This window comes from Catellatospora vulcania (assembly GCF_009720385.1).
Classification (GTDB): Bacteria; Actinomycetota; Actinomycetes; order Mycobacteriales; family Micromonosporaceae; genus Catellatospora; species Catellatospora vulcania.
On record NZ_ML769303.1, the window covers coordinates 299,563 to 318,280 of the forward strand.

At 74.6% G+C, this 18,718-nt stretch carries 14 protein-coding genes, 3 pseudogenes and 2 riboswitches; of the genes and pseudogenes, 14 read left to right on the plus strand and 3 right to left on the minus strand.

The features are described 5' to 3' along the window. Window positions 1–59: 59 nt before the first annotated feature. Complete coding sequence (locus F6W97_RS09400) at window positions 60–2,012, minus strand: M14 family metallopeptidase (RefSeq protein ID WP_407924563.1); 1,953 nt, start codon at window positions 2,010–2,012, stop codon at window positions 60–62. Window positions 2,013–2,103: 91 nt separating this feature from the next. Then, window positions 2,104–3,540, minus strand: coding sequence for a trypsin-like serine protease (locus F6W97_RS09405; RefSeq protein WP_230686524.1), 1,437 nt, complete (start codon window positions 3,538–3,540; stop codon window positions 2,104–2,106). 221 nt (window positions 3,541–3,761) lie between these two features. Continuing rightward, a riboswitch (cobalamin riboswitch) is annotated at window positions 3,762–3,925 on the plus strand. An 83-nt stretch (window positions 3,926–4,008) separates the two neighbouring features. Between F6W97_RS09405 and F6W97_RS09410 the strand changes: the two genes are divergently transcribed. The 14 genes and pseudogenes from F6W97_RS09410 (at window position 4,009) to F6W97_RS09475 (ending at window position 17,977) form a co-directional block, all read left to right on the plus strand. Next, window positions 4,009–6,207 (plus strand): putative cobaltochelatase, encoded by a 2,199-nt coding sequence (locus tag F6W97_RS09410; RefSeq protein ID WP_230686525.1) that lies wholly within the window; start codon window positions 4,009–4,011, stop codon window positions 6,205–6,207. A gap of 76 nt (window positions 6,208–6,283) precedes the next feature. Next, complete coding sequence (gene cobO / locus F6W97_RS09415) at window positions 6,284–6,898, plus strand: cob(I)yrinic acid a,c-diamide adenosyltransferase (RefSeq protein WP_155369822.1); 615 nt, start codon at window positions 6,284–6,286, stop codon at window positions 6,896–6,898. Between the two features lie 26 nt (window positions 6,899–6,924). Continuing rightward, complete coding sequence (locus tag F6W97_RS09420; RefSeq protein WP_155369961.1) at window positions 6,925–8,355, plus strand: cobyrinate a,c-diamide synthase; 1,431 nt, start codon at window positions 6,925–6,927, stop codon at window positions 8,353–8,355. Continuing rightward, entirely contained in the window at window positions 8,346–9,071 is a 726-nt protein-coding gene (cobI, locus tag F6W97_RS09425) for a precorrin-2 C(20)-methyltransferase (RefSeq protein WP_155369823.1), read from the plus strand. Before F6W97_RS09420 ends, cobI begins: the two co-directional genes overlap by 10 nt. Further along, complete coding sequence (gene cobM, locus F6W97_RS09430) at window positions 9,068–9,889, plus strand: precorrin-4 C(11)-methyltransferase (RefSeq protein ID WP_155369824.1); 822 nt, start codon at window positions 9,068–9,070, stop codon at window positions 9,887–9,889. The genes cobI and cobM overlap by 4 nt, the downstream gene beginning before the upstream one ends. Then, entirely contained in the window at window positions 9,882–11,141 is a 1,260-nt protein-coding gene (locus F6W97_RS09435; RefSeq protein ID WP_155369825.1) for a cobalt-precorrin-5B (C(1))-methyltransferase, read from the plus strand. Before cobM ends, F6W97_RS09435 begins: the two co-directional genes overlap by 8 nt. Window positions 11,142–11,208: 67 nt before the next feature. Beyond that, window positions 11,209–12,603: a bifunctional cobalt-precorrin-7 (C(5))-methyltransferase/cobalt-precorrin-6B (C(15))-methyltransferase gene (locus tag F6W97_RS40535; RefSeq protein WP_230686526.1), complete on the plus strand. Its 1,395-nt coding sequence runs from the start codon at window positions 11,209–11,211 to the stop codon at window positions 12,601–12,603. Further along, entirely contained in the window at window positions 12,600–14,501 is a 1,902-nt protein-coding gene (gene cobJ, locus F6W97_RS09445) for a precorrin-3B C(17)-methyltransferase (RefSeq protein WP_330164958.1), read from the plus strand. Before F6W97_RS40535 ends, cobJ begins: the two co-directional genes overlap by 4 nt. Beyond that, window positions 14,486–14,668 (plus strand): annotated as a pseudogene (locus F6W97_RS09450) (4Fe-4S binding protein); the annotation flags it as partial. The gene cobJ and the pseudogene F6W97_RS09450, both read left to right, overlap by 16 nt. A 130-nt stretch (window positions 14,669–14,798) precedes the next feature. Next, window positions 14,799–15,383: pseudogene (locus F6W97_RS09455) on the plus strand (precorrin-8X methylmutase); the annotation flags it as partial. 89 nt (window positions 15,384–15,472) lie between these two features. Then, window positions 15,473–16,393, plus strand: a pseudogene (locus F6W97_RS09460) (CbiX/SirB N-terminal domain-containing protein); the annotation flags it as partial. A 49-nt stretch (window positions 16,394–16,442) separates the two neighbouring features. After that, a riboswitch (cobalamin riboswitch) is annotated at window positions 16,443–16,638 on the plus strand. A 30-nt stretch (window positions 16,639–16,668) separates the two neighbouring features. Beyond that, a complete protein-coding gene (locus F6W97_RS09465; RefSeq protein ID WP_120316643.1) occupies window positions 16,669–16,908 on the plus strand; it encodes a CbtB-domain containing protein in 240 nt (79 codons plus the stop codon). Window positions 16,909–16,919: 11 nt separating this feature from the next. Further along, the gene (locus F6W97_RS09470; RefSeq protein WP_155369829.1) at window positions 16,920–17,645 is read left to right on the plus strand and encodes a CbtA family protein; all 726 of its coding nucleotides are present in this window, start codon (window positions 16,920–16,922) and stop codon (window positions 17,643–17,645) included. 8 nt (window positions 17,646–17,653) lie between these two features. Further along, window positions 17,654–17,977 (plus strand): hypothetical protein, encoded by a 324-nt coding sequence (locus F6W97_RS09475; RefSeq protein ID WP_230686553.1) that lies wholly within the window; start codon window positions 17,654–17,656, stop codon window positions 17,975–17,977. Between the two features lie 165 nt (window positions 17,978–18,142). Here the strand turns inward: F6W97_RS09475 and F6W97_RS09480 are convergent, their stop codons facing one another. Beyond that, window positions 18,143–18,676, minus strand: a complete 534-nt coding sequence (locus F6W97_RS09480) for a DUF6790 family protein (protein WP_155369831.1) — start codon at window positions 18,674–18,676, stop codon at window positions 18,143–18,145. Window positions 18,677–18,718: the final 42 nt, after the last annotated feature.

The following is an 18,718-nucleotide window of genomic DNA, read 5'->3' on the forward strand; positions in this document are numbered from 1 at the left end:
GAAGGCAAGCGATTTAACCGGTGGCGCCCGCGCCGTTGCGGGCGCCACCGGGGGTCTGGCTAGAGGGTCAGGGTCCAGGTGTTGACGTAGCCGACGTCACCGGACGCCGCGTCCTGCACCCGCAGCCGCCAGGTGCCGTTGGCGGCCTCGGAGGACAGGTTCACGGTGTAGGTGGTGTCGATGTTGTCGGTGCTGCCGCCCGAGCGGTTGTGCAGCGTGTACGCGGTGCCGTCCGGCGCCAGCAGGGACACCACCAGGTCACCCTTGTACGTGTGCACGATGTGCACCTCCGCCGTCGACGTCGACGACGCGTTGCGGTTGCAGCCCGCGATGGTGATGTCGCTGTAGACCGTGGCCACGTCGACGATGGTCACGTCGGTCGGGTTGGTCCCCGTGCAGCCGGGCGCGCCGTTCACGGTCAGCGTGTACGTGGCGGTCCGGGTCGCCCCGGTGCCGGTGCCGGTCACCGTGACCGGGTAGCTGCCCGCCGGGGTCGACGCGCTGGTGGCGATCGTCAGCGTCGACGAACCGCCCGCGGTGACCGAGGCCGGGCTGAACGTGGCGGTCGCGCCCGAGGGCAGGCCGCTCGCGGACAGGTTCACCGTCTGCGCGCTGCCCGCGGTGACGGCGGTGCTGATGGTCGAGGTCAGCGAGCTGCCCGGGTTGACCGAGCCCGAGGAAGGCGCGGCCGTGATCGAGAAGTCGTTGGTCGCGGCGCAGTACTGGGCCTGCTTGTTGATGGCCCGGTACGGGCAGTCGGCGTACTCGGACAGCAGCAGCACCGCACTCTTGTTGCGCGAGGTCTGCGCCGAGATGACCTCGTCCGGCGGGTAGAAGCCGGGGCTGGACGACTTCGGGTACATCTCGAAGGTGTACGTCCACACCCGCTGGTCGCCCCACAGCCAGTCGGTGATGTCGCCGTCGGTGACGTACAGGTCGCTGCCCTGCTCGGGGGTGTAGGAGTTGGTCGCCGCCATCTGCTGGCCGATGGTGGCGAACGTGTTGCGCTCGTCGGTGGTCATGCCCGGGTTCACGGTGTCGGCCGTGGTGTACCCGAACGGCCACAGGATCAGCTCGCCGTAGGTGTGGAAGTCGATGTTTGCCTTGATCTGCTGCACGCCGCCGACCCGCCGGGACAGCACGAAGTCGCGCAGGACCGACGCCTCCGGGGTGGAGAACGCCGACGGGCCGCGGTAGGTCTCACTCGACGTGCTGCCCGAGGAGCCGCCGCAGCAGCCCCACTTGTAGCCGAAGTTGCGGTTGATGTCGGTGCCGACCGACGAGCTGCCCGAGTTCGGCTGGCGGTTCTTGCGCCAGGAGCGGTAGGAGCCGGTGGCGATGTCGTACTCGCCGCCGTCGGGGTTGAGGTCCGGCACGATCCAGATCTCGCGCGAGTCGACCACGGCCTTGACCCGGCTGTCGGTGGTGTACGCGTCGGTGAACAGGTTCGCCAGGTAGAGCGCCATCTCGACGGTGAGGTGCTCGCGGGCGTGCAGGTGCGCGTTGAACAGGATCTCGGGTTCGTTCTCGTCGGTGGCGACGTTGTCGGAGATCTTCAGCGCGACGATCTGGCGGCCCTCGTACGAGGTGCCGATGACACTCTTGCGCACCAGCGTCGGGTGGTCCGCGACGATCTGGTTGATCTCCGTGTTCATCTCGGCGTAGTTGTGGTAGTTCCCGTCGGCCGACGGGAAGTCCAGCGGGACCGCGTTCGGGCCGGTGACCCGCGACGACGGCGGCGGCAGCAGCTCCAGGCCGAAACCGAGGCGGCGGATGCGGTCGGCCTCGGCCGAGTTGGCGGTGATGTAGATGATGCCGTGCTCGATGAGGTCGATCGCCGCGCCGGTGCGGGCGACCGCGTTGCGGTCGTCGAAGGTCTTCGGGCCGGTGACCTTGTACTGCTGGGATCCGGCGAGGGTGAAGTCGTCGGCGGGCGCGCCGCCGGCCGGGCCCGGCACGGTCAGGGCGATGCCGGTGGCCAGGGTGGTCAGGATGAGCGCGAGTCTGCGCACGGGTTACCTCCGAGGGGGTAGGTGGAGGCGGGTCGGGAGGAGGGCCCGGCGCCGCTGGTCGCGGCACCGGGCCCGGGGTGGTGCGACGGACTCAGAGGGTGAGCGTCCAGGAGTTGATGTAGCCGGTGTCGATCGACGCGGCGTCGCGGGCGCGCAGGCGCCAGGTGCCGTTCTTGACCTCGGTGGACAGGTTCACCGTGTAGATGGTGTCGATGTTGTCCGCGCTGCCGCCCGAGCGGTTGTGCAGGTTGTACACCGAGCCGTCCGGCGCGACCAGGTCCACGATCAGGTCACCCTTGTAGGTGTGCACGATGTGCACCTCGACCTTGGACGTCGACGACGCGTTGCCCGTGCAGCCGGCGATCGTGATGTTGCTGTACACCCCGGTGGTGTTGTTGTCGGGGATGCTCACGTCGGTGCCGTTGGTGGTCGCCGCGCAGCTGCCGACCGGATTGACCGTCCAGGTGAACGAGGCCGTGCCGGTCTTGCTGGCGCTGTCCGTCGCGGTGACGGTCACCGTGTAGGTGCCCGCGGCGCTCGGGGTGCCGGTGATCTGGCCGGTCGACGAGCTGATCGAGGTCCCGGCCGGCAGGCCGCTGGCCGACCAGCTGTACGGCGCGGTGCCGCCCGACGCGGTGCTGTTCAGGGTGACCGCGGTGCCGACGGTGGTGGACTGGTTGCCGGGGCCGGTGACGGACACGCCGCCCGGGGCCCCGCCGAGGGAGACCGCCGCGTTGTAGATGTCGGTCGAGAAGTAGCGCACCTCGCTGTACACACCCGGCTTCTGCGCCTGGGCGCAGCCGATGCCCCAGCTGACGATGCCGACCTGGATCCACTCGTTGCTCGCGTTGCGCTTGACCATCGGGCCGCCCGAGTCACCCTGGCAGGTGTCCACGCCGCCGGAGGCCCAGTTGCCCGCGCAGATCTCCTCGTTGAAGACGAGGCCGGAGTAGTCGCCGCCCGCGCTCTGGCACTGGGTGTCGGTGATGAACGGCACCTTGGCCTTGCGCAGGTAGCGCTGCTGGGCGCCGCCCGAGGCGGTCGCGCCCCAGCCCATCACGTCGAACTCGCCGCTGTGCAGCGACGTGTCCGTGGCGATCTTCAGCAGCGGGGCGGTGGTGATCGGGCTGGACAGGCGGATCAGCGCCCAGTCCTTGCCGGTGCCGTTGTAGCCCGGCGCGCGGTACACGTAGTTCGAGGTGCGGGTGGTCCGGGCCGGGTCCTGCAGGTCGATGACGCCCCAGGTGGCGGTGATCGAGGTGTTGTTGCCGGTCGCGCCGACGCAGTGCGCGGCGGTCAGCACCAGGCTCGGGGTGTACATCGCGCCGCCGCAGCCCATGGACAGCCGCACGATCCACGGGAACTCGCCCTGCGCGGCGGGGGTGCCGCCGACGACCTGAGGCCCGACCTCGCCAGGGGCGTCCGCGGGCGCGGCCTGCGCCGGGACGGCGGCCGAGCCGAGGGCGAGCATGGCGCCGGCCAGCGCTATCGCGCCGGCACGCAGTGCCGTTCGTAGTGAATTCCGCACAGGATCCTCCCAGGGTCCACCCGGCGCCGAGCGCTTCTGGCGCCGGATCGCCGGAGAGTTTCCCTGGAAGCTAGCGGAAGACAGTGATGCATAGCAATATCGAAGTTGATTGTTACGTACTGATGTCACGGCGCGCCGGGGCGGTGACACACGCCTCCGTACGGGCGACCCGCTTTGACGCGGCGCACCGCGTCCGTCACGATGGCCGGTGAGCGGCAGTGGAGGAACCCGGTGCGAATCCGGGGCGGTCCCGCCACTGTCACCGGGGAGCGAACCCTCCCGAGCGGCGCCGTCTTGACGACACGCGCCGTTTCGGCACCAGGCCACGGCCGTTGACACGGTTGGAAGGCCGAGGGGAAGCGTCGATCCGGGAGCCAGGACACTCCGGCCGCTCGCGACGCCGCACGGCGTCACTTCACCGGTGTTCGCGGGCGAGGAAACCCGCGGAGAGGACTCGCGCATGGGCTCGTGCCTGAGCGGGAATTGACCCCGCTGTACCCGTTCTCCGCTGTCGTCGGCCTGCCCGACCTCAGGCTCGCCCTGCTGCTCAACGCCGTCTCGCCCGCCATCGGCGGGGTGCTGGTGCGCGGCGAGAAGGGCACCGCCAAGTCCACCGTGGTACGCGCCCTGGCCGGGCTGCTGCCCAGCGTGGACGTCGTGGCCGGCTGCCGGTTCGGCTGTGATCCGGCGTCGCCCTACGGCGCGTGCCCCGACGGGCCGCACGAGGCGGGGAGCGACGCCGTCACCCGGCGCGCCCGGCTGGTCGAGCTGCCCGTCGGCGCGACCGAGGACCGGCTCGTCGGCGCGCTCGACCTGGAGCGCGCGCTGACCGCGGGCCAGGCCGCGTACTCCCCGGGTCTGCTGGCCGGGGCACATCGCGGGGTGCTCTACGTCGACGAGGTGAACCTGCTCCACGACCACCTGGTCGACCTGCTGCTCGACGCCGCCGCCATGGGTGAGGCGTACGTGGAGCGCGACGGCGTCTCGGTGCGCCACGCCGCCCGGTTCCTGCTGGTAGGCACCATGAACCCGGAGGAGGGCGAGCTGCGCCCGCAGCTGCTCGACCGGTTCGGGCTGGCGGTGCAGGTGCGCGCCCCGCGCGAGCCGCGTGAGCGGGTGGAGGTGGTGCGGCGGCGGCTGGCGTACGAGGCCGACCCGGCCGGTTTCGCCGCGCGCTGGGCCGACGCCGACGCCGAGCTGGCCGAGCGCATCGACGCCGCCCGGCGGCGGCTGCCCGCGGTGACGCTGCCCGACGCGGAGCTGACCCGCATCGCGCACGTGTGCGCCACGTTCGAAGTGGACGGGCTGCGTGCCGACCTGGTGGTGGCCCGCGCCGCGCTGGCCCTGGCCGCCTGGCACGGCCGCGACCGGGTCACCGCGCAGGACGTGCGCGACGCGGCCCGGTTGGCCCTGCCGCACCGCCGACGGCGCGACCCGTTCGACGCCCCCGACCTTGACGAGCAGGCCCTGGAGGACGCGCTGAACAGCGCACCCCCGCCCACGGACGGCTCCCACGCGGACAGAGACCCCGGCCTGGGCGACGCCTCGGGCGCGCCGGGCGAACGTGACCGCGCAGCGCGCGACGACGGCAGCGGGGACACCGGCCCGGACGGCGACGTCGATCCGGACGGTGACCTGGACGGTGACGGGCCCGACGGCTCCGGTCCGGACGACGGCCCGGACGGGCCTGACGACGGTGGGCCCGACGGCGGGCCGAGAGCGGGCGGGCCGGGTGGCGGGGCCCCCGACGGGGACGGCGCGCCGCCGCGGCCGGGATCGCCAGTGGACACGCGGCAGCGGGACGGGGCCGACGAGGGACGTTACGCATCCGCGGGGCAGCAGCATGCCGAGGCGGCGACACCGCGGAAGGCCAGGCTGTTCGCGGTTGCCGGGGTGGGGGAGGGCGCGGCGGGGCGGCGCTCGCCCGCGTACACCCGGACGGGCCGGACCGTCGGCGCGCGGGAGCCCGGCGGCGCGCTGACCGCCCTGCACCTGGCGGCGACCGTGCGGGCAGCGGCGCGGCAGCAGCACACCCGCGGCCGGGCACCCGGCGGGCCGCTGCGGCTGGTCGCGGCCGACCTGCGCGAACCCGTGCGGCAGGGGCGCGAGTCCAACCTGGTGCTGTTCTGCGTGGACGCGTCCGGCTCGATGGCGGCCCGGAAGCGGATGGGCGCGGTGAAGGGGGCCGTGCTGTCGCTGCTGCTCGACGCGTACCAGCGGCGCGACAAGGTCGGCCTGGTCACCTTCCGGGGCAGCGAGGCGGAGCTGGCGCTGCCGCCGACGTCCAGCGTGGAGGCGGGCGCGGCACGGCTGCGCGAGCTGCCCACCGGCGGGCGTACCCCGCTGGCCGCGGGTCTGCGCCGGGCAGCCCACACGCTGCGGGTGGAGCGGCTGCGCGACCCGCACCGGCGGGCGCTGCTGATCGTGGTGACCGACGGCCGGGCCACCGCCGGGGCCGACCCGGTCGGCGAGGCCATGCACATCGCGGGCGGACTCGCCGCGACCGGGGTCTCCGCCGTGGTCGTGGACTGCGAGTCCGGGGTGGTGCGGCTCGGGCTGGCCGAGCGGCTGGCCGTCCGGCTCGGCGCGGAGCACGTGCCGCTGACCGAGGTCACCGCCCAGGGCCTGGCCGGGGTGGCCCGGCGCGACCGGCGCAGGGCGGCGTGATGGCCACGGCACGGCGAGCAGCACACCGAGGCACCGGGCAGGACGTGCCCGGACAACCGACCACCGGAGGCCGATGATGCCGCAGGGCAGACCCGAGACGGTGCCCGACGACGGGCTGACCACGCGGCAGCGCCGGAAGTCCCCGGTGCTGGCCGTGCACACCGGGATCGGCAAGGGCAAGTCCACCGCGGCGTTCGGGATGGCGCTGCGGGCCTGGAACGTGGGCTGGCCGATCGCGGTCTTCCAGTTCGTGAAGAGTCCCAAGTGGCGGGTCGGCGAGGAGGCCGCGTTCCGGGCGCTGGGCCGCGCACATGACGAGTCCGGCACGGGCGCGCCGGTGACCTGGCACAAGATGGGCGAGGGCTGGTCGTGGCTGGCCCGGCCCGGCGACGAGCGCGACCACGCCGCCGAGGCGGCCGAGGGCTGGGCGCAGGTCAAGCGCGACCTGGCGGTCCAGCGGTACGGCTTCTACGTGCTGGACGAGTTCACCTACCCCATGCACTGGGGCTGGGTGGACACCGCAGACGTGGTCGAGACGCTGCGCGCGCGGCCCGGCTCCCAGCACGTCGTGATCACCGGCCGGTACGCCGCGCCGCCGCTGCTGGAGCTGGCCGACCTGGTCACCGAGATGGGCAAGGTGAAGCATCCGATGGACGCGGGGCGCAAGGGCCAGGCGGGGATCGAATGGTGAAGCGGGACGAGGGCTCGTCCGCGCACGTGCTGCGGGTGCCCAGGATCGTGGTGGCCGCGGCGGCGTCCGGGCACGGGAAGACGACCGTGGCGACGGGGCTGCTGGCGGCGCTGACGGCGCGGGGCATGACCGCGGCCGGGTTCAAGGTCGGGCCGGACTACATCGACCCGACGTACCACTCGCTGGCCTGCGGGCGGCCCGGCCGCAACCTGGACCCGTCGCTGGTCGGCGAGGACCTGGTCGCGCCGCTGTTCGCGCACGGGGCGACCGGCGCGCAGGTGGCGGTCGTCGAGGGCGTGATGGGCCTGTTCGACGGCCGCTCCGGGGAGGGCGAGTTCGGCTCGACCGCGCACGTGGCCCGGCTGCTGGACGCGCCGGTGGTGTTCGTGGTGGACGCGACCGGCCAGGGCCGCTCGGTCGCCGCGCTGCTGCACGGGTTCCGCTCGTTCGGCTCGGTGCGGCTGGCCGGGGTGGTGCTCAACCGGGTCGGCTCCGACCGGCATGAACAGATCCTGCGCGAGGCCTGCGAGGAGGTCGGCACGCCGGTGCTGGGCGTGCTGCGGCGGGCCGGGGCGGTGGCGGTGCCGTCGCGGCACCTGGGGCTGGTGCCCGCGGCCGAGCGCAGCGGCGCGGCCGTGGACGCGGTGCGGGCCATGGGTGCGCTGGTCGAGGACGGGGTCGACCTGGGCGAGGTGCTGGCGGTCGCACACAGTGCGCCACCGCTGTCGGTGACCCCGTGGTCGGCGGCCGACGCGGTGCGAGCCGCCGCGGAGGCGGCCGGAGCGCAGTCGACCGGCCAGGGCACGGCCGGTGCGGCGACGGCCGGGCCCGAAGCGGCCGGATCGCCGGAGCGGGCCGGGGACCGGCCGGTGATCGCGGTCGCGGGCGGGCCCGCGTTCACGTTCGGCTACGCCGAGCAGGCCGAGCTGCTGCGCGCCGCCGGGGCCGAGGTCGTGCACGTCGACCCGCTGCGCGACGAGGCGCTGCCGCGGGGCACCGCCGGGCTGGTGGTGGGCGGCGGCTTCCCCGAGGTGTACGGCGACGAGCTGGCCGCCAACAAGCCGCTGCGCGACGCGGTACGCGAACTCGCCGCCGCGGGCGCGCCGGTCGCCGCCGAGTGCGCGGGCCTGCTGTGGCTGGCCAGGTCCCTGGACGGGCGCGAGATGTGCGGCGTGCTCGACGCCGAGGCGGTCATGACCGAGCGGCTCACCCTCGGCTACCGCGACGCGGTCGCGGTGACCGGCAGCATGCTCGCCGACGCGGGCACCCGGGTCACCGGGCACGAGTTCCACCGCACCGCGGTGACCCCGGCAGCCGGGCCGTCGCCCGCGTGGGCGTGGCGCGGGCAGCCCGCCGAGGGTTTCGTCCAGGGTGGAGTGCACGCGTCCTACCTGCACCTGCACTGGGCCGGGCAGCCGGGCTTCGCCCGCCGCATGGTGCGTGCCGCATGCGCCTGATCGGGGTGGGGGTCGGCCCCGGCGACCCGGAACTGGTGACGCTGCAGGCGGTGCGCCTGCTGCGCGAGGCCGACCGGGTCTTCGTGCCGGTCATGGACGTGGCCGAGCAGGGCCGCGCCGAGGCGACGGTACGCGCGCACGCCGGCCACGACCGCGTAGAGCGGCTCGTGTTCGCACTCAACGAGCGCGACGACGCGCGCCGCCGCGAGTCCCACTGGGACGCCGCCGGTGCACGCGTCGCCGACTGGCTGCGCGAGACCGGCGGCACCGCCGCGTTCGCCACCATCGGCGACCCCAACGTGTACTCGACCTTCGGCTACCTGGCCGCGACGGTCCGCGCCCTGCTGCCCGAGGTGGCGGTGCAGACCGCGCCCGGGATCACCGCGATGCAGGCGCTGGCCGCCGCGGCCGGGGTGCCGCTCGCCGAGGGCGTCGAGCCCCTGGTGCTGGTGCCGCTGGCCCGGGGCGCCACGGCGCTGTCGGCAGCTCTGGCGTACGCGCAGGACGGGACGGTGGTCGCGTACAAGGGTGGCCGTCATCTGGCCGAGGTGACGACCGCGGTGAAGGAGGCCGGGCGGCTGGACGAGGCCGTGCTCGGCACTCGGCTGGGACTGCCGGGGGAGAACGTGACGCCGCTGGCCGAGGCGGTCGAGGCGCCGTACCTGTCGGCGGTGCTGGTGCCGGGCCGCCGTGCCGGAAGAGGGGGAAAGCTGTGAAGGTCGTCTTCATCGGAGCCGGGCCGGGCGCTGCCGACCTGCTCACGCTGCGCGGCGCGGCCGCGATCGGGGCCGCCGACGTGGTGGTCTGGGCGGCCAGCCTGGTCCACCCGGACGTGCTCGGGCACGCCAGGCCCGGGGCGCGCATCGTGGACTCCGCGGCGCTGACCCTGGAGCAGACCCTCGACCTCTACCGCGAGGCCGCCGAACGTGACCTGGTGGTGGCACGGATCCATTCCGGCGACCCGGCGCTGTGGGGCGCGCTCGGCGAGCAGCTCGACGCGTGCCGGGAACTGGGCCTGCCCACCGAGGTGATCCCCGGGGTGTCCTCGTTCACCGCGGCCGCCGCGGCGGTGCAGCGCGAGCTGACCGTGCCCGAGGTGGCCCAGTCGGTGGTGCTGACCCGGCTGGAGGGCGGCAAGACGCCGATGCCGGAGCGCGAGTCGGTACGCGCGTTCGCCGCCCACGGGGCGACGATGGCGGTGTTCCTGTCCGCGGCCCGGTCCGGGCAGCTCGCGGCGGAGCTGCTGGCGGGCGGGTACGCGCCGGACACGCCGGTGGTGGTCGCGTACCGGGTGACCTGGCCGGAGGAGCTGATCGTGCGCTGCACGGTCGGCGCCCTGGAAGCGGCGGTCAAGGAGCACAAGCTGTGGAAGCACACGCTGTTCCTGGTCGGGCCCGCGCTCGGCGAGGCCGGCGGCACCCGCAGTCACCTCTACCACCCCGGCCACTTCCACGGCTTCCGTCGGGCCGACCCGGCCGCCCGCACCGCCCTGCGAGCCGGTCGCGCCGACGCCGGACGCGCGAGTCATGACTGAGCAGCTGGAACCCGGCGACCTGGCACCGGAGGCCCTGTCCCGTCCCGGCGTGCCCGCGCGGCGGCCGACGCGAGGACGGACGCGCAAGCAGGCCCCCGGCACGGTCGGGCCGGAGGGCCCCGAGCTGCGCGAACCCGATCTGCCGCGGACCGCCAAGGACCGGCCGAAGGCACTGCGTACCGGGTGGACCACCGGCACGTGCGCGTCGGCGGCGGCGAAGGCGGCCACGGAGCTGCTGGTCGGCGGGGTGCCGCCGCGCTGGGTCGAGGTGGCGCTGCCGTCGGGGCGGCGGGTGACGTTCGCGGTGGCGGAGTCGGTGCTGGACGGTGACGCGGCCCGCGCGGTCGTGGTCAAGGACGCCGGCGACGACCCGGACGTGACCCACGGGGCCCGGCTGACCGCGACCGTACGCTGGCAGGACGGCACGGATGTCGCGCTGCGCGGCGGGGACGGCGTGGGCACGGTGACCAGGCCGGGGCTGGGCCTGGACGTGGGCGGACCGGCGATCAACCCGGTGCCGCGTCAGATGATCACCCAGGCGGTGGCCGAAGTGGCAGGCGGGCGCGGCATCGAGGTCGTGATCTCGGTGCCCGACGGCGAGCGGATGGCCCGCAAGACGACCAACCGGCGGCTGGGCATCCTCGGCGGCATCTCGATCCTGGGCACCACCGGCATCGTGCGGCCGTTCTCCACCGCCTCGTGGCGGGCGAGCGTCATGCAGGCCGTGCAGGTCGCCGCCGCGCAGGGCGAGCAGACGATCGTGCTGTGCACCGGCGGGCGCACCGAGGCGGGCGCGATGGCGCTGCTGCCCGGCCTGCCAGAGGTGTGCTTCGTCGAGGTCGGCGACTTCACCGGGGCCGCGCTGCGGACCGCGGCCGAGCGGGGCATGAGCGAGGTGGTCTTCGTCGGCATGGCCGGCAAGCTGACCAAGCTCGCCGCCGGGGTGCTGATGACGCACTACACCCGCTCGGCCGTGGACACGGTGCTGCTGGGGCAGGTCACCACGGCGGTGGGCGGTTCGGCCGAACTGGCCGAGCAGGTCGACGGGGCGAACACCGCGCGGCATGCGTATGAGCTGTGGGAGGCGGCGGGTCTGCTGCGCGTCGCGGGCGACGTGCTGTGCGGGCGGGTGCGCGACGTGCTGGTCCGCTTCGGCAAGGGCGCGCTGCGGGCCGAGGTCGCGATGGTGGACTTCACGGGCCGGACGGTCGTGGCGGCGACCAGGCCGGAGTGGGTCGCATGCGCGCCCTGACGGTGATCGGCCAAAACCGGGTCGGCCTGCGAACAGCCGGTGCCGCGACCAGGCCGGGGTGGGTGGCATGCGCCGGGTGACGGTGATCGGTCACGACGGCGGCGGGTTCGGTGCCGCCGCGGGTGCGGCGCTGGCGCGCGCGACGCTGGTGGCCGGGGGCGAGCGGCACCTGTCCGGGCTGGACGTGACCGCCGAGCGCCTGGTCATGGGGCCGGTCGCGCCGGTCGTCGCGCGGGTGGCCGCGCACGGCGGCGAAGCGGTGGTGCTGGCCAGTGGCGACCCCGGGTTCTTCGGGATCGTCGCCGCGCTGCGCCGGGCCGGGATCGAGCCGGTGGTGATCCCGGCGGTGTCCAGCGTCGCGGCCGCGTTCGGCCGCGCGGGCCTGCCCTGGGACGACGCGCTCGTGGTGTCCGCGCACGGCCGCGACACCCTCGACGGCCGCGATGTCCGTGACGGCCGCGACACCCTCGACACCCTCGACGGCCGCGATGTCCGTGACGGCCGCGATGTCCGTGACGGCCACGACGGCCACGACTCCTCGGCACCGCGCCATGATCCGTTTTTGTGGACGCTGGACGTCCCTATAGCGGCATCCAGCGTCCACAAAAACGGATCTTCGGGCTCGCCGGGGCGGGGGCTGCGGCGGGCGGTCAACGTCTGCCGGGCTTACCCGAAGGTGGCGGTGCTGACCGCGCCCGGTAGCGGTCCGGCGGAGCTGGGGGCGGCCCTGGCCGGGTGGGAGCGCACGCTGGTGGTGGCCGAGCGGCTGGGCACGCCGCAGGAGCGCCTGGCCACTGTCACCGCGGCGGAGGCGGCCACCGCTGCCTGGGCCGATCCGAACGTGGTGCTGGTGCTGGACCCGGCCCGGCCGCAACAGCGACCTGGCCCCGGCTGGATCGCCGGAGCAGGTCCCGGGCCCGCCGGGTGGGCGCTGCCGGAGGCCGCCTACGCCCACCGCGACTCGATGATCACCAAGGCGGAGGTGCGCGCGTACGTGCTGGCCCGGCTCGGCCCGCGCCTCGGCGACCTGGTCTGGGACGTGGGGGCCGGATCCGGCTCGGTCGCCGTGGAGTGCGCCCGGTTCGGGGCTGCGGTGCTCGCCGTCGAACGCGACCCGGCTGCCCTGCCGCTGATCAGCGCGAACGCGACCGGTCTCGGGGTGCGGCTCGTCGCGGGGAACGCGCCTGACTGCCTGGCCGGGCTGCCCGATCCCGATGCCGTCTTCGTCGGCGGTGGCGGCGCACCGGTGCTGGCCGCGTGCGCCGAGCGCCGCCCGGCCCGGATCGTGACCGCGCTCGCCGGGCTCGAACGCGTCGGCCCGGCACTGGCGGTGCTGGCCGACGCCGGGTACCGGACGGAGGGCGTACAGCTGCAGGCTTCGCGCCTGAGCCCGCTGCCTGACGGAAGCCATCGGCTCGCCGCCACCAACCCTGTCTTCATCGTCTCCGGGGAGCTGCCATGACCATCGGCTTGATCTGGGCCACCGCCGCCGGCCGCGCAGCCGCGCAGCGGCTGGCCGCCGCGTGGCCGGGCGAGTGCACCGTCCACGAGGGCCGCGTCCGCGACCAGCTCACCAGGGCCTGGTCCGACTCCGAGACCATCGTCGCCTTCCTCGCCGCCGGTGCCACCGTCCGACTCCTCGCGCCCCTACTCACGCCCACGCTCACCTCGCCGCCCGGCCCGCAGTTTCAGGGAAACTGCAGCTCAGAGAGCGGGGATTCATGCACTTTCCCCGAAAGTGCAGCAGCTCCCGGCGGGACGGCCCGTGCCGGTTCGGCTGCTGCCGAGGAGGTCGGCGGGGTGGGGGACGCGCAGGGTGCGGTCGGCGGGAAGCACACGCAGCCCGGTGTGGTGTGTGTGGACGAGGCGGGGCGGTGGGCGGTGGCGCTGCTCGGGGGGCACGGCGGCGGGGCGAACGCGCTGGCCGCGCGGGTGTCCGACGTGCTGGGCGCGGCGCCCGTGGTGACCACGGGCACGGACGCCTCCGGGCTGCCCGGGTTGGACACGCTCGGGTTCGCCGTCGCGAACCCGGAAGCCGTCGCGCCGGTGTCGCGGGCGCTGCTCGACGGCGAGCCGGTGCTCCTGCGCTCCGATCAGGTGTGGCCGCTGCCGGCACTGCCCGCCAACCTCGGCGACCATCCCGGCGCGGCACGGACGGTACTGATCACCGATCGCCGCGTGCCGGACGGCGGCACCGTGGACGCGCCGGACGCGGACCGGGCGGTCCTGGTGCTGCGTCCGCCGTCGCTGGTGCTCGGCGTCGGCGCGAGCCGCGGCGTGCCCGCCGATGAGGTCGCCGACCTGGTCGAGCGGGTGCTCGCCGAGGCAGGGCTGGCGATGGAGTCGGTGTGCGCGGTGGCGACCGCCGACGTCAAGGCCGACGAGGCCGGGCTGGTGGCGTACGCGGCGTCCCGTGGTCTGCCGCTGGTGACGTTCCCGGCGGCCGAACTCGCGGCGGTGGCGGTGCCGAACCCGTCCGAGGTGGTCCGCGCCGCGGTGGGCACACCGAGCGTGGCCGAGGCGGCGGCGCTGCTGGCCGCCGGTGCCCGGGGGCGCGCGGTGGAGCTGGTCGCGGGCAAGACCGCGTCGGCGATGGCGACCGTGGCGGTGGCCCGGCTGACGCCGATGGGCCGGCTCGCGGTGATCGGCCTCGGCCCCGGCGCGGCGGACCTGCGCACGCCCCGGGCCACGGCGCAGCTGCGCGCGTCCTCGATCGTCGTCGGCCTGGACCAGTACGTGGACCAGGTCCGGCACCTGCTGCGCCCCGGCACCCGGATCGTCGACTCAGGACTGGGCGCGGAGGAGGAGCGGGCCCGTTCGGCCGTCGAGCTGGCGCGGCAGGGGCACGCGGTGGCGCTGATCGGGTCCGGCGACGCGGGCGTGTACGCGATGGCCTCCCCGGCGCTGGAGTTCGCCGGGGACGACATCGAGGTGACCGCGGTGCCCGGGGTGACCGCGGCGCTGGCCGCGTCGTCGCTGCTGGGCGCGCCGCTGGGGCACGACCACGTGTACCTGTCGCTGTCGGACCTGCACACCCCCTGGGAGATGATCGAGCGACGGCTGGAGGCGGCGGCACGGGCGGATCTCGTGGTGTGCCTGTACAACCCGCGCAGCGCCCGGCGTACCCGGCAGCTGCCCGCGGCGCTGGCGATCCTGGGCGCGCACCGGCCGCCGGGCACGCCGATCGGGCTGGTCCGCGACGCGTCCCGGGCCGGTGAGCGGATCGCGCTGACCACCCTCGACGCGGTCGACCCGGCCGACGTCGACATGAACACCGTGGTGATCGTGGGCGCGAGCACGACCCGCACGGTCGCCGGGCGCATGGTCACCCCGCGGGGGTACGCGTGGATGGCGCGGTGAGCCCGGTGCGTTTCGACGGCTGCCAGGGCTGCGGCGCGTGCCTGCTGACCTGCCCCACGCACGCGATCCGGCCGATCGGCGGCACCGGCCCGGCCAGGCTGTACGCCCGGCCCGACCTGTGCACCGGGTGCGGCGAGTGCGTCGAGGTGTGCCCGGTCGACGCGGTCGTCCTGGTCGAGTGGGAGGCGCGATGACGCTCACGTATGCCGGAGCCGGCCCGGAGCGCGTCGAGGCCGGTGTCGGGGACGGTCTCGTCGGCGGGGCCCGGCAGATCGTGGGGGAGCCGGGATGACCGTCGTGCGCAGATCGGTGCACCCGATCGAGGCGGAGTCCTACCGGTTGCTGCGGTCCGCGGTGGACACCGCGGGGCTGCCCCGGCACAGCCGGGACGTGGCCGAGCGCATCGTGCACACCACCGCCGATCCGGGCTGGGTCGCCGACCTGGTGCTGGACGAGGCCGCGCTGGCCGCCGGGGCCGCGGCGCTGGCCGCGGGCGCGCCGCTGGTCGTCGACGTGACGATGGTCGGCGCGGGGATCACCCGCTACCCGTCGCGCTGCCTGGTCGCCTCGGCGCAGGCCGCGGAGCTGGCCACGGCCGGGGGAGTCACCCGGTCGGCGGCGGCGGTGCGGCTGGCCGCGGCCGAGCACCCGGCGGGCGCGGTATGGGCCGTCGGCAACGCCCCGACCGCCCTGTTCGAGCTGCTGCGGCTGGCCGCCGCCGGGCAGGTCGTCCCGGCGCTGGTGGTCGGCCTGCCGGTGGGCTACGTGGGGGCGGCCGAGTCGAAGGCCGCGCTGCGCGCGTCCGGGCTGCCGCAGCTGTCCAACGTGAGCGCCCGCGGCGGCTCGGCGGTCGCCGCGGCGGCCGTGAACGCCCTGCTCTACGGCGACCCCCTGGCATCGCCGGAACTCTTGTCACCGCCGGAGCCCTTGTCACGGCCGGAACCCCTGTCACGCGAACCCCTGGAGAGACTGTGACCACCACCCCGCCCGCGCTGCTCATCGCCGGGCACGGCACGTCCGACGCGGACGGCGCCGAGCAGTTCCGCGCGTTCACCGAACGGGTCGGCAAGCGCCTGGCCCCGCGCGGCGTGACCGTCGGCGGCGGCTTCATCGAGCTGTCCCCGCCCCCGCTGGGCGAGGCGGTGGCCGACCTCGTCGCGGGCGGCCACCGCCGGCTGGCGGCCGTGCCGCTGATGCTGGTCGCGGCGGGGCATGCCAAGGGCGACATCCCCGCGGCGCTGGCCCGCGAGCAGCTGCGACACCCTGGCCTGACGGTGGCGTACGGCCGCCCGCTCGGCGCGCATCCCACCGTGCTGGCCCTGCTCCGGGAGCGGCTGGACCAGGCGGGAGCCGATCAGGACACCACGGTGCTGCTGGTCGGTCGGGGGTCCACGGACCCCGACGCGAACGCCGAGGTGGCACGGGCGGCCCGGCTGCTGGCCGAGACGACCCGGGTGGCGGGCGTGGAGTACGCCTTCATCTCCCTCGCGACCCCCGGCGTGCCCGCGGGGCTGGACCGCTGCGCGGCGCTGGGCGCGCGCCGGATCGTGGTGCTGCCGTACTTCCTGTTCACCGGGGTGCTGCCGCGCCGCGTGGCAGAGCAGACCGCGGCCTGGGCGGCGGGCCGCCCCGGGGTGGACGTGGCCTGCGCGGAGGTGCTCGGCGACACCGACGCCCTGGCCGACCTGGTGATCGAACGCTACGGCGAGGCACTGGCCGGAGACATCCGGATGAACTGCGACTCCTGTGTGTACCGCGTCAGCCTGCCGGGCTTCGAGGACCGGGTCGGCGTGCCGCAGACCCCGCACCACCATCCGGGTGACGCGGGGCACAGCCACAGTCACAGCCACGAGTACGGGCACAGCCACGATCACGGCCGTCTTCATGCGGATATTCACCAACGTCATCCTTGAGGAGGTTTGACGGCCGGCGAGCGTTGCTGGCATGGTGAGGGCAACAAGTTCACATCAGACGACGGTGCGCAGGAACCCGGTGAGAATCCGGGACGGTCCCGCCACTGTGACCGGGGAGCGCCCCGCACGAGCCACGGCCGCCGCAGCGGCTGGAAGGCGCGGCAAGCGCGACGAAGTTCCATCCACCCGGGAGTCAGGACACTGACCCGTCGTTGTCCAGTTCGGGGCGGTGAACCCCGAGGAGGAGGTCTGTCATGGGTGCGTTGTCGACGCCCGCGGTGCCGTCGCAGGAGACGGCCGGAATCGCGGGGCGGCTGCGGGATCAGGTCATCGCGGGTGTGCTCGTCGCGCTGGCGCTGTTCATCCTCTACGCGGTGTTCCTGGACCAGGGCGCACTGCTGTCCCCGGTGTACGGGGAACTCTCCCGTAGCGCCAACTATCTGCACGAGCTGTCCCACGACGGGCGGCACCTGTTCGCCGCCAACTGCCACTGAGCGGGGCGGACATGTCCCTGCTCTCGCTCATGGGGCGGGGCGGGCTGGCCGGTGCGTGCGCCGGCGCCCTCTCCGCCGTGGTGTCCCTGGTGCTCGCCGAGCCGGTCATCGACCGGGCGATCGCCCTCGAACACGCGAACGCCGGCGACGGCCACGGCGCGGAGCTGTTCAGCCGCGATACGCAGCACGTCGGCATGCTGGTCTCGGTGATCCTGGCCGGGATGGCGGTCGGGCTGCTGTTCGGCCTGGTGTACGCGGTGCTGCACCGCCGCGATCCCGGGGCCGACCCGTGGGGCCGGGCGCTGCGCCTGGCCGGGGGCGGCTTCCTGGGCGTGGCGTTCCTGCCGTTCCTGCGCTTCCCGACGAACCCGCCGGGGGTGGGCAGCGAGGCGACGCAGCAGGCGCGCACCGTGACGTGGCTGGCCGCGATCGCGATCGGGCTGGCCACGGTGTCCGCGGCGGGCCTGCTGGCGACCCGCCTCGCTGAGCGCGGGGCGTCGCTGCCGCTGCGCCAGCTGGCCCCAGTGGGGGTGGTGCTGGTGGGGCTCGCCCTGCTGTTCGTGCTGCCGTCGTCGGGTGATCCGATCAGCACGCCGGCCGATCTGCTGTGGTCGTTCCGGTTGCTGTCGCTGCTGGCCTCGGTGGTGCTGTGGGCCGGGATCGGCGTCGGATTCGGGCTGGCCGGGCTGCGGGCCGGCGCGGTCGCGGACGCCGCCGCCGTGCGGGCGGCCGCGTGAAGGCCAGGGTGACGGTGTGCCGCGACTGCTGTTGCGGCACCGCCAAGCACCCGGACACCGATCACGAAGGTCAGCTGCGGCAGTTGGAGAAGGCGGGGGTACGGGTGCGCATCGCGCAGTGCCTGGACGTCTGCGAGCACTCCAACGTGATGGTGGTGCACCCGCGCCCGACGGGTCGCCGCGACGGCGGCCGTCCGGTGTGGCTGGGCGGCATCCTCGACGAGGCGGCAGTGGAGTACGTCGCCGCCTGGGCCGCCGCCGGCGGTCCGGGCGCCGCCGAACTCCCGGTCGCGCTGATGCCCTACGTCATCGACGCCCCCGGTCAGGCCTGACGGGCCGCGCCACGCCCCGCACCGCCCGTGATCGTCCGACCTGCCAGGCACCTGTGCGTATCTTGGAACCGCATTCGCCCAGGTGCCTGGCAAGTCGAGTGACCTTGGTGCGAGCCGCGCCCGGCTGGGCCGCGCGGGTCGGACGCGTTCCGGGTGGCCCGGGGGTCAGGGTCGGGTCGGCAGGGCGGTGGACGGCTGCTCGAACGACTGCGCGGGGGCGCCGCGGCGGTACAGGACCAGCAGGATGATGGCCAGCAGGGGCATCACTATGTCCGACGGCAGCGCCCAGACGTTGGCGGGCGCGTGGTTGTCATGGAAGACCCACTGGTTGAAGTGGCCCCAGGCGTCGCCCCAGAACGAGATGGCCAGTGCGGTCACCGCGGCGGTCAGCCAGGTGCCGCGCAGCCGCCGCCAGGCGCAGCCGATCGCGAGCACGGCGATCGCCAGGTCGCCCCAGCCGACCTCCCACTGGAACATCGACTGCGTGTAGCCGATCTGCTCGGCGGTCTGGTCGGACGTCGGGCCGATATGGCTGAGCCCGCCGAGCACGCCCCAGATGCCGGCGCCGACCACCATGATCCAGAGTAGGGCCAGTTCGGTGGCGCGGTGCTTGCTGCGCCGCTGCGGGTGTTTGTCCACGGCGACGTGGATCAGCCAGCCGACGACGACGGTGAACCAGATGGCAGCGAAGAACGGCATCACACACCTCCGGACGGCTCCGACGCTACGCCGGGGCCGTCC

Coding starts and splice junctions, on each gene's coding strand:
- F6W97_RS09465 (WP_120316643.1), top strand. CDS start 16,669: ATGGGTGCGTTGTCGACGCCCGCGGTGCCGTCGCAGGAGACGGCCGGA.
- cobO (WP_155369822.1), top strand. CDS start 6,284: ATGCCGCAGGGCAGACCCGAGACGGTGCCCGACGACGGGCTGACCACG.
- F6W97_RS09435 (WP_155369825.1), top strand. CDS start 9,882: ATGACTGAGCAGCTGGAACCCGGCGACCTGGCACCGGAGGCCCTGTCC.
- F6W97_RS09470 (WP_155369829.1), top strand. CDS start 16,920: ATGTCCCTGCTCTCGCTCATGGGGCGGGGCGGGCTGGCCGGTGCGTGC.
- F6W97_RS40535 (WP_230686526.1), top strand. CDS start 11,209: ATGCGCCGGGTGACGGTGATCGGTCACGACGGCGGCGGGTTCGGTGCC.
- cobJ (WP_330164958.1), top strand. CDS start 12,600: ATGACCATCGGCTTGATCTGGGCCACCGCCGCCGGCCGCGCAGCCGCG.
- F6W97_RS09480 (WP_155369831.1), bottom strand. CDS start 18,676: ATGCCGTTCTTCGCTGCCATCTGGTTCACCGTCGTCGTCGGCTGGCTG.
- cobI (WP_155369823.1), top strand. CDS start 8,346: ATGCGCCTGATCGGGGTGGGGGTCGGCCCCGGCGACCCGGAACTGGTG.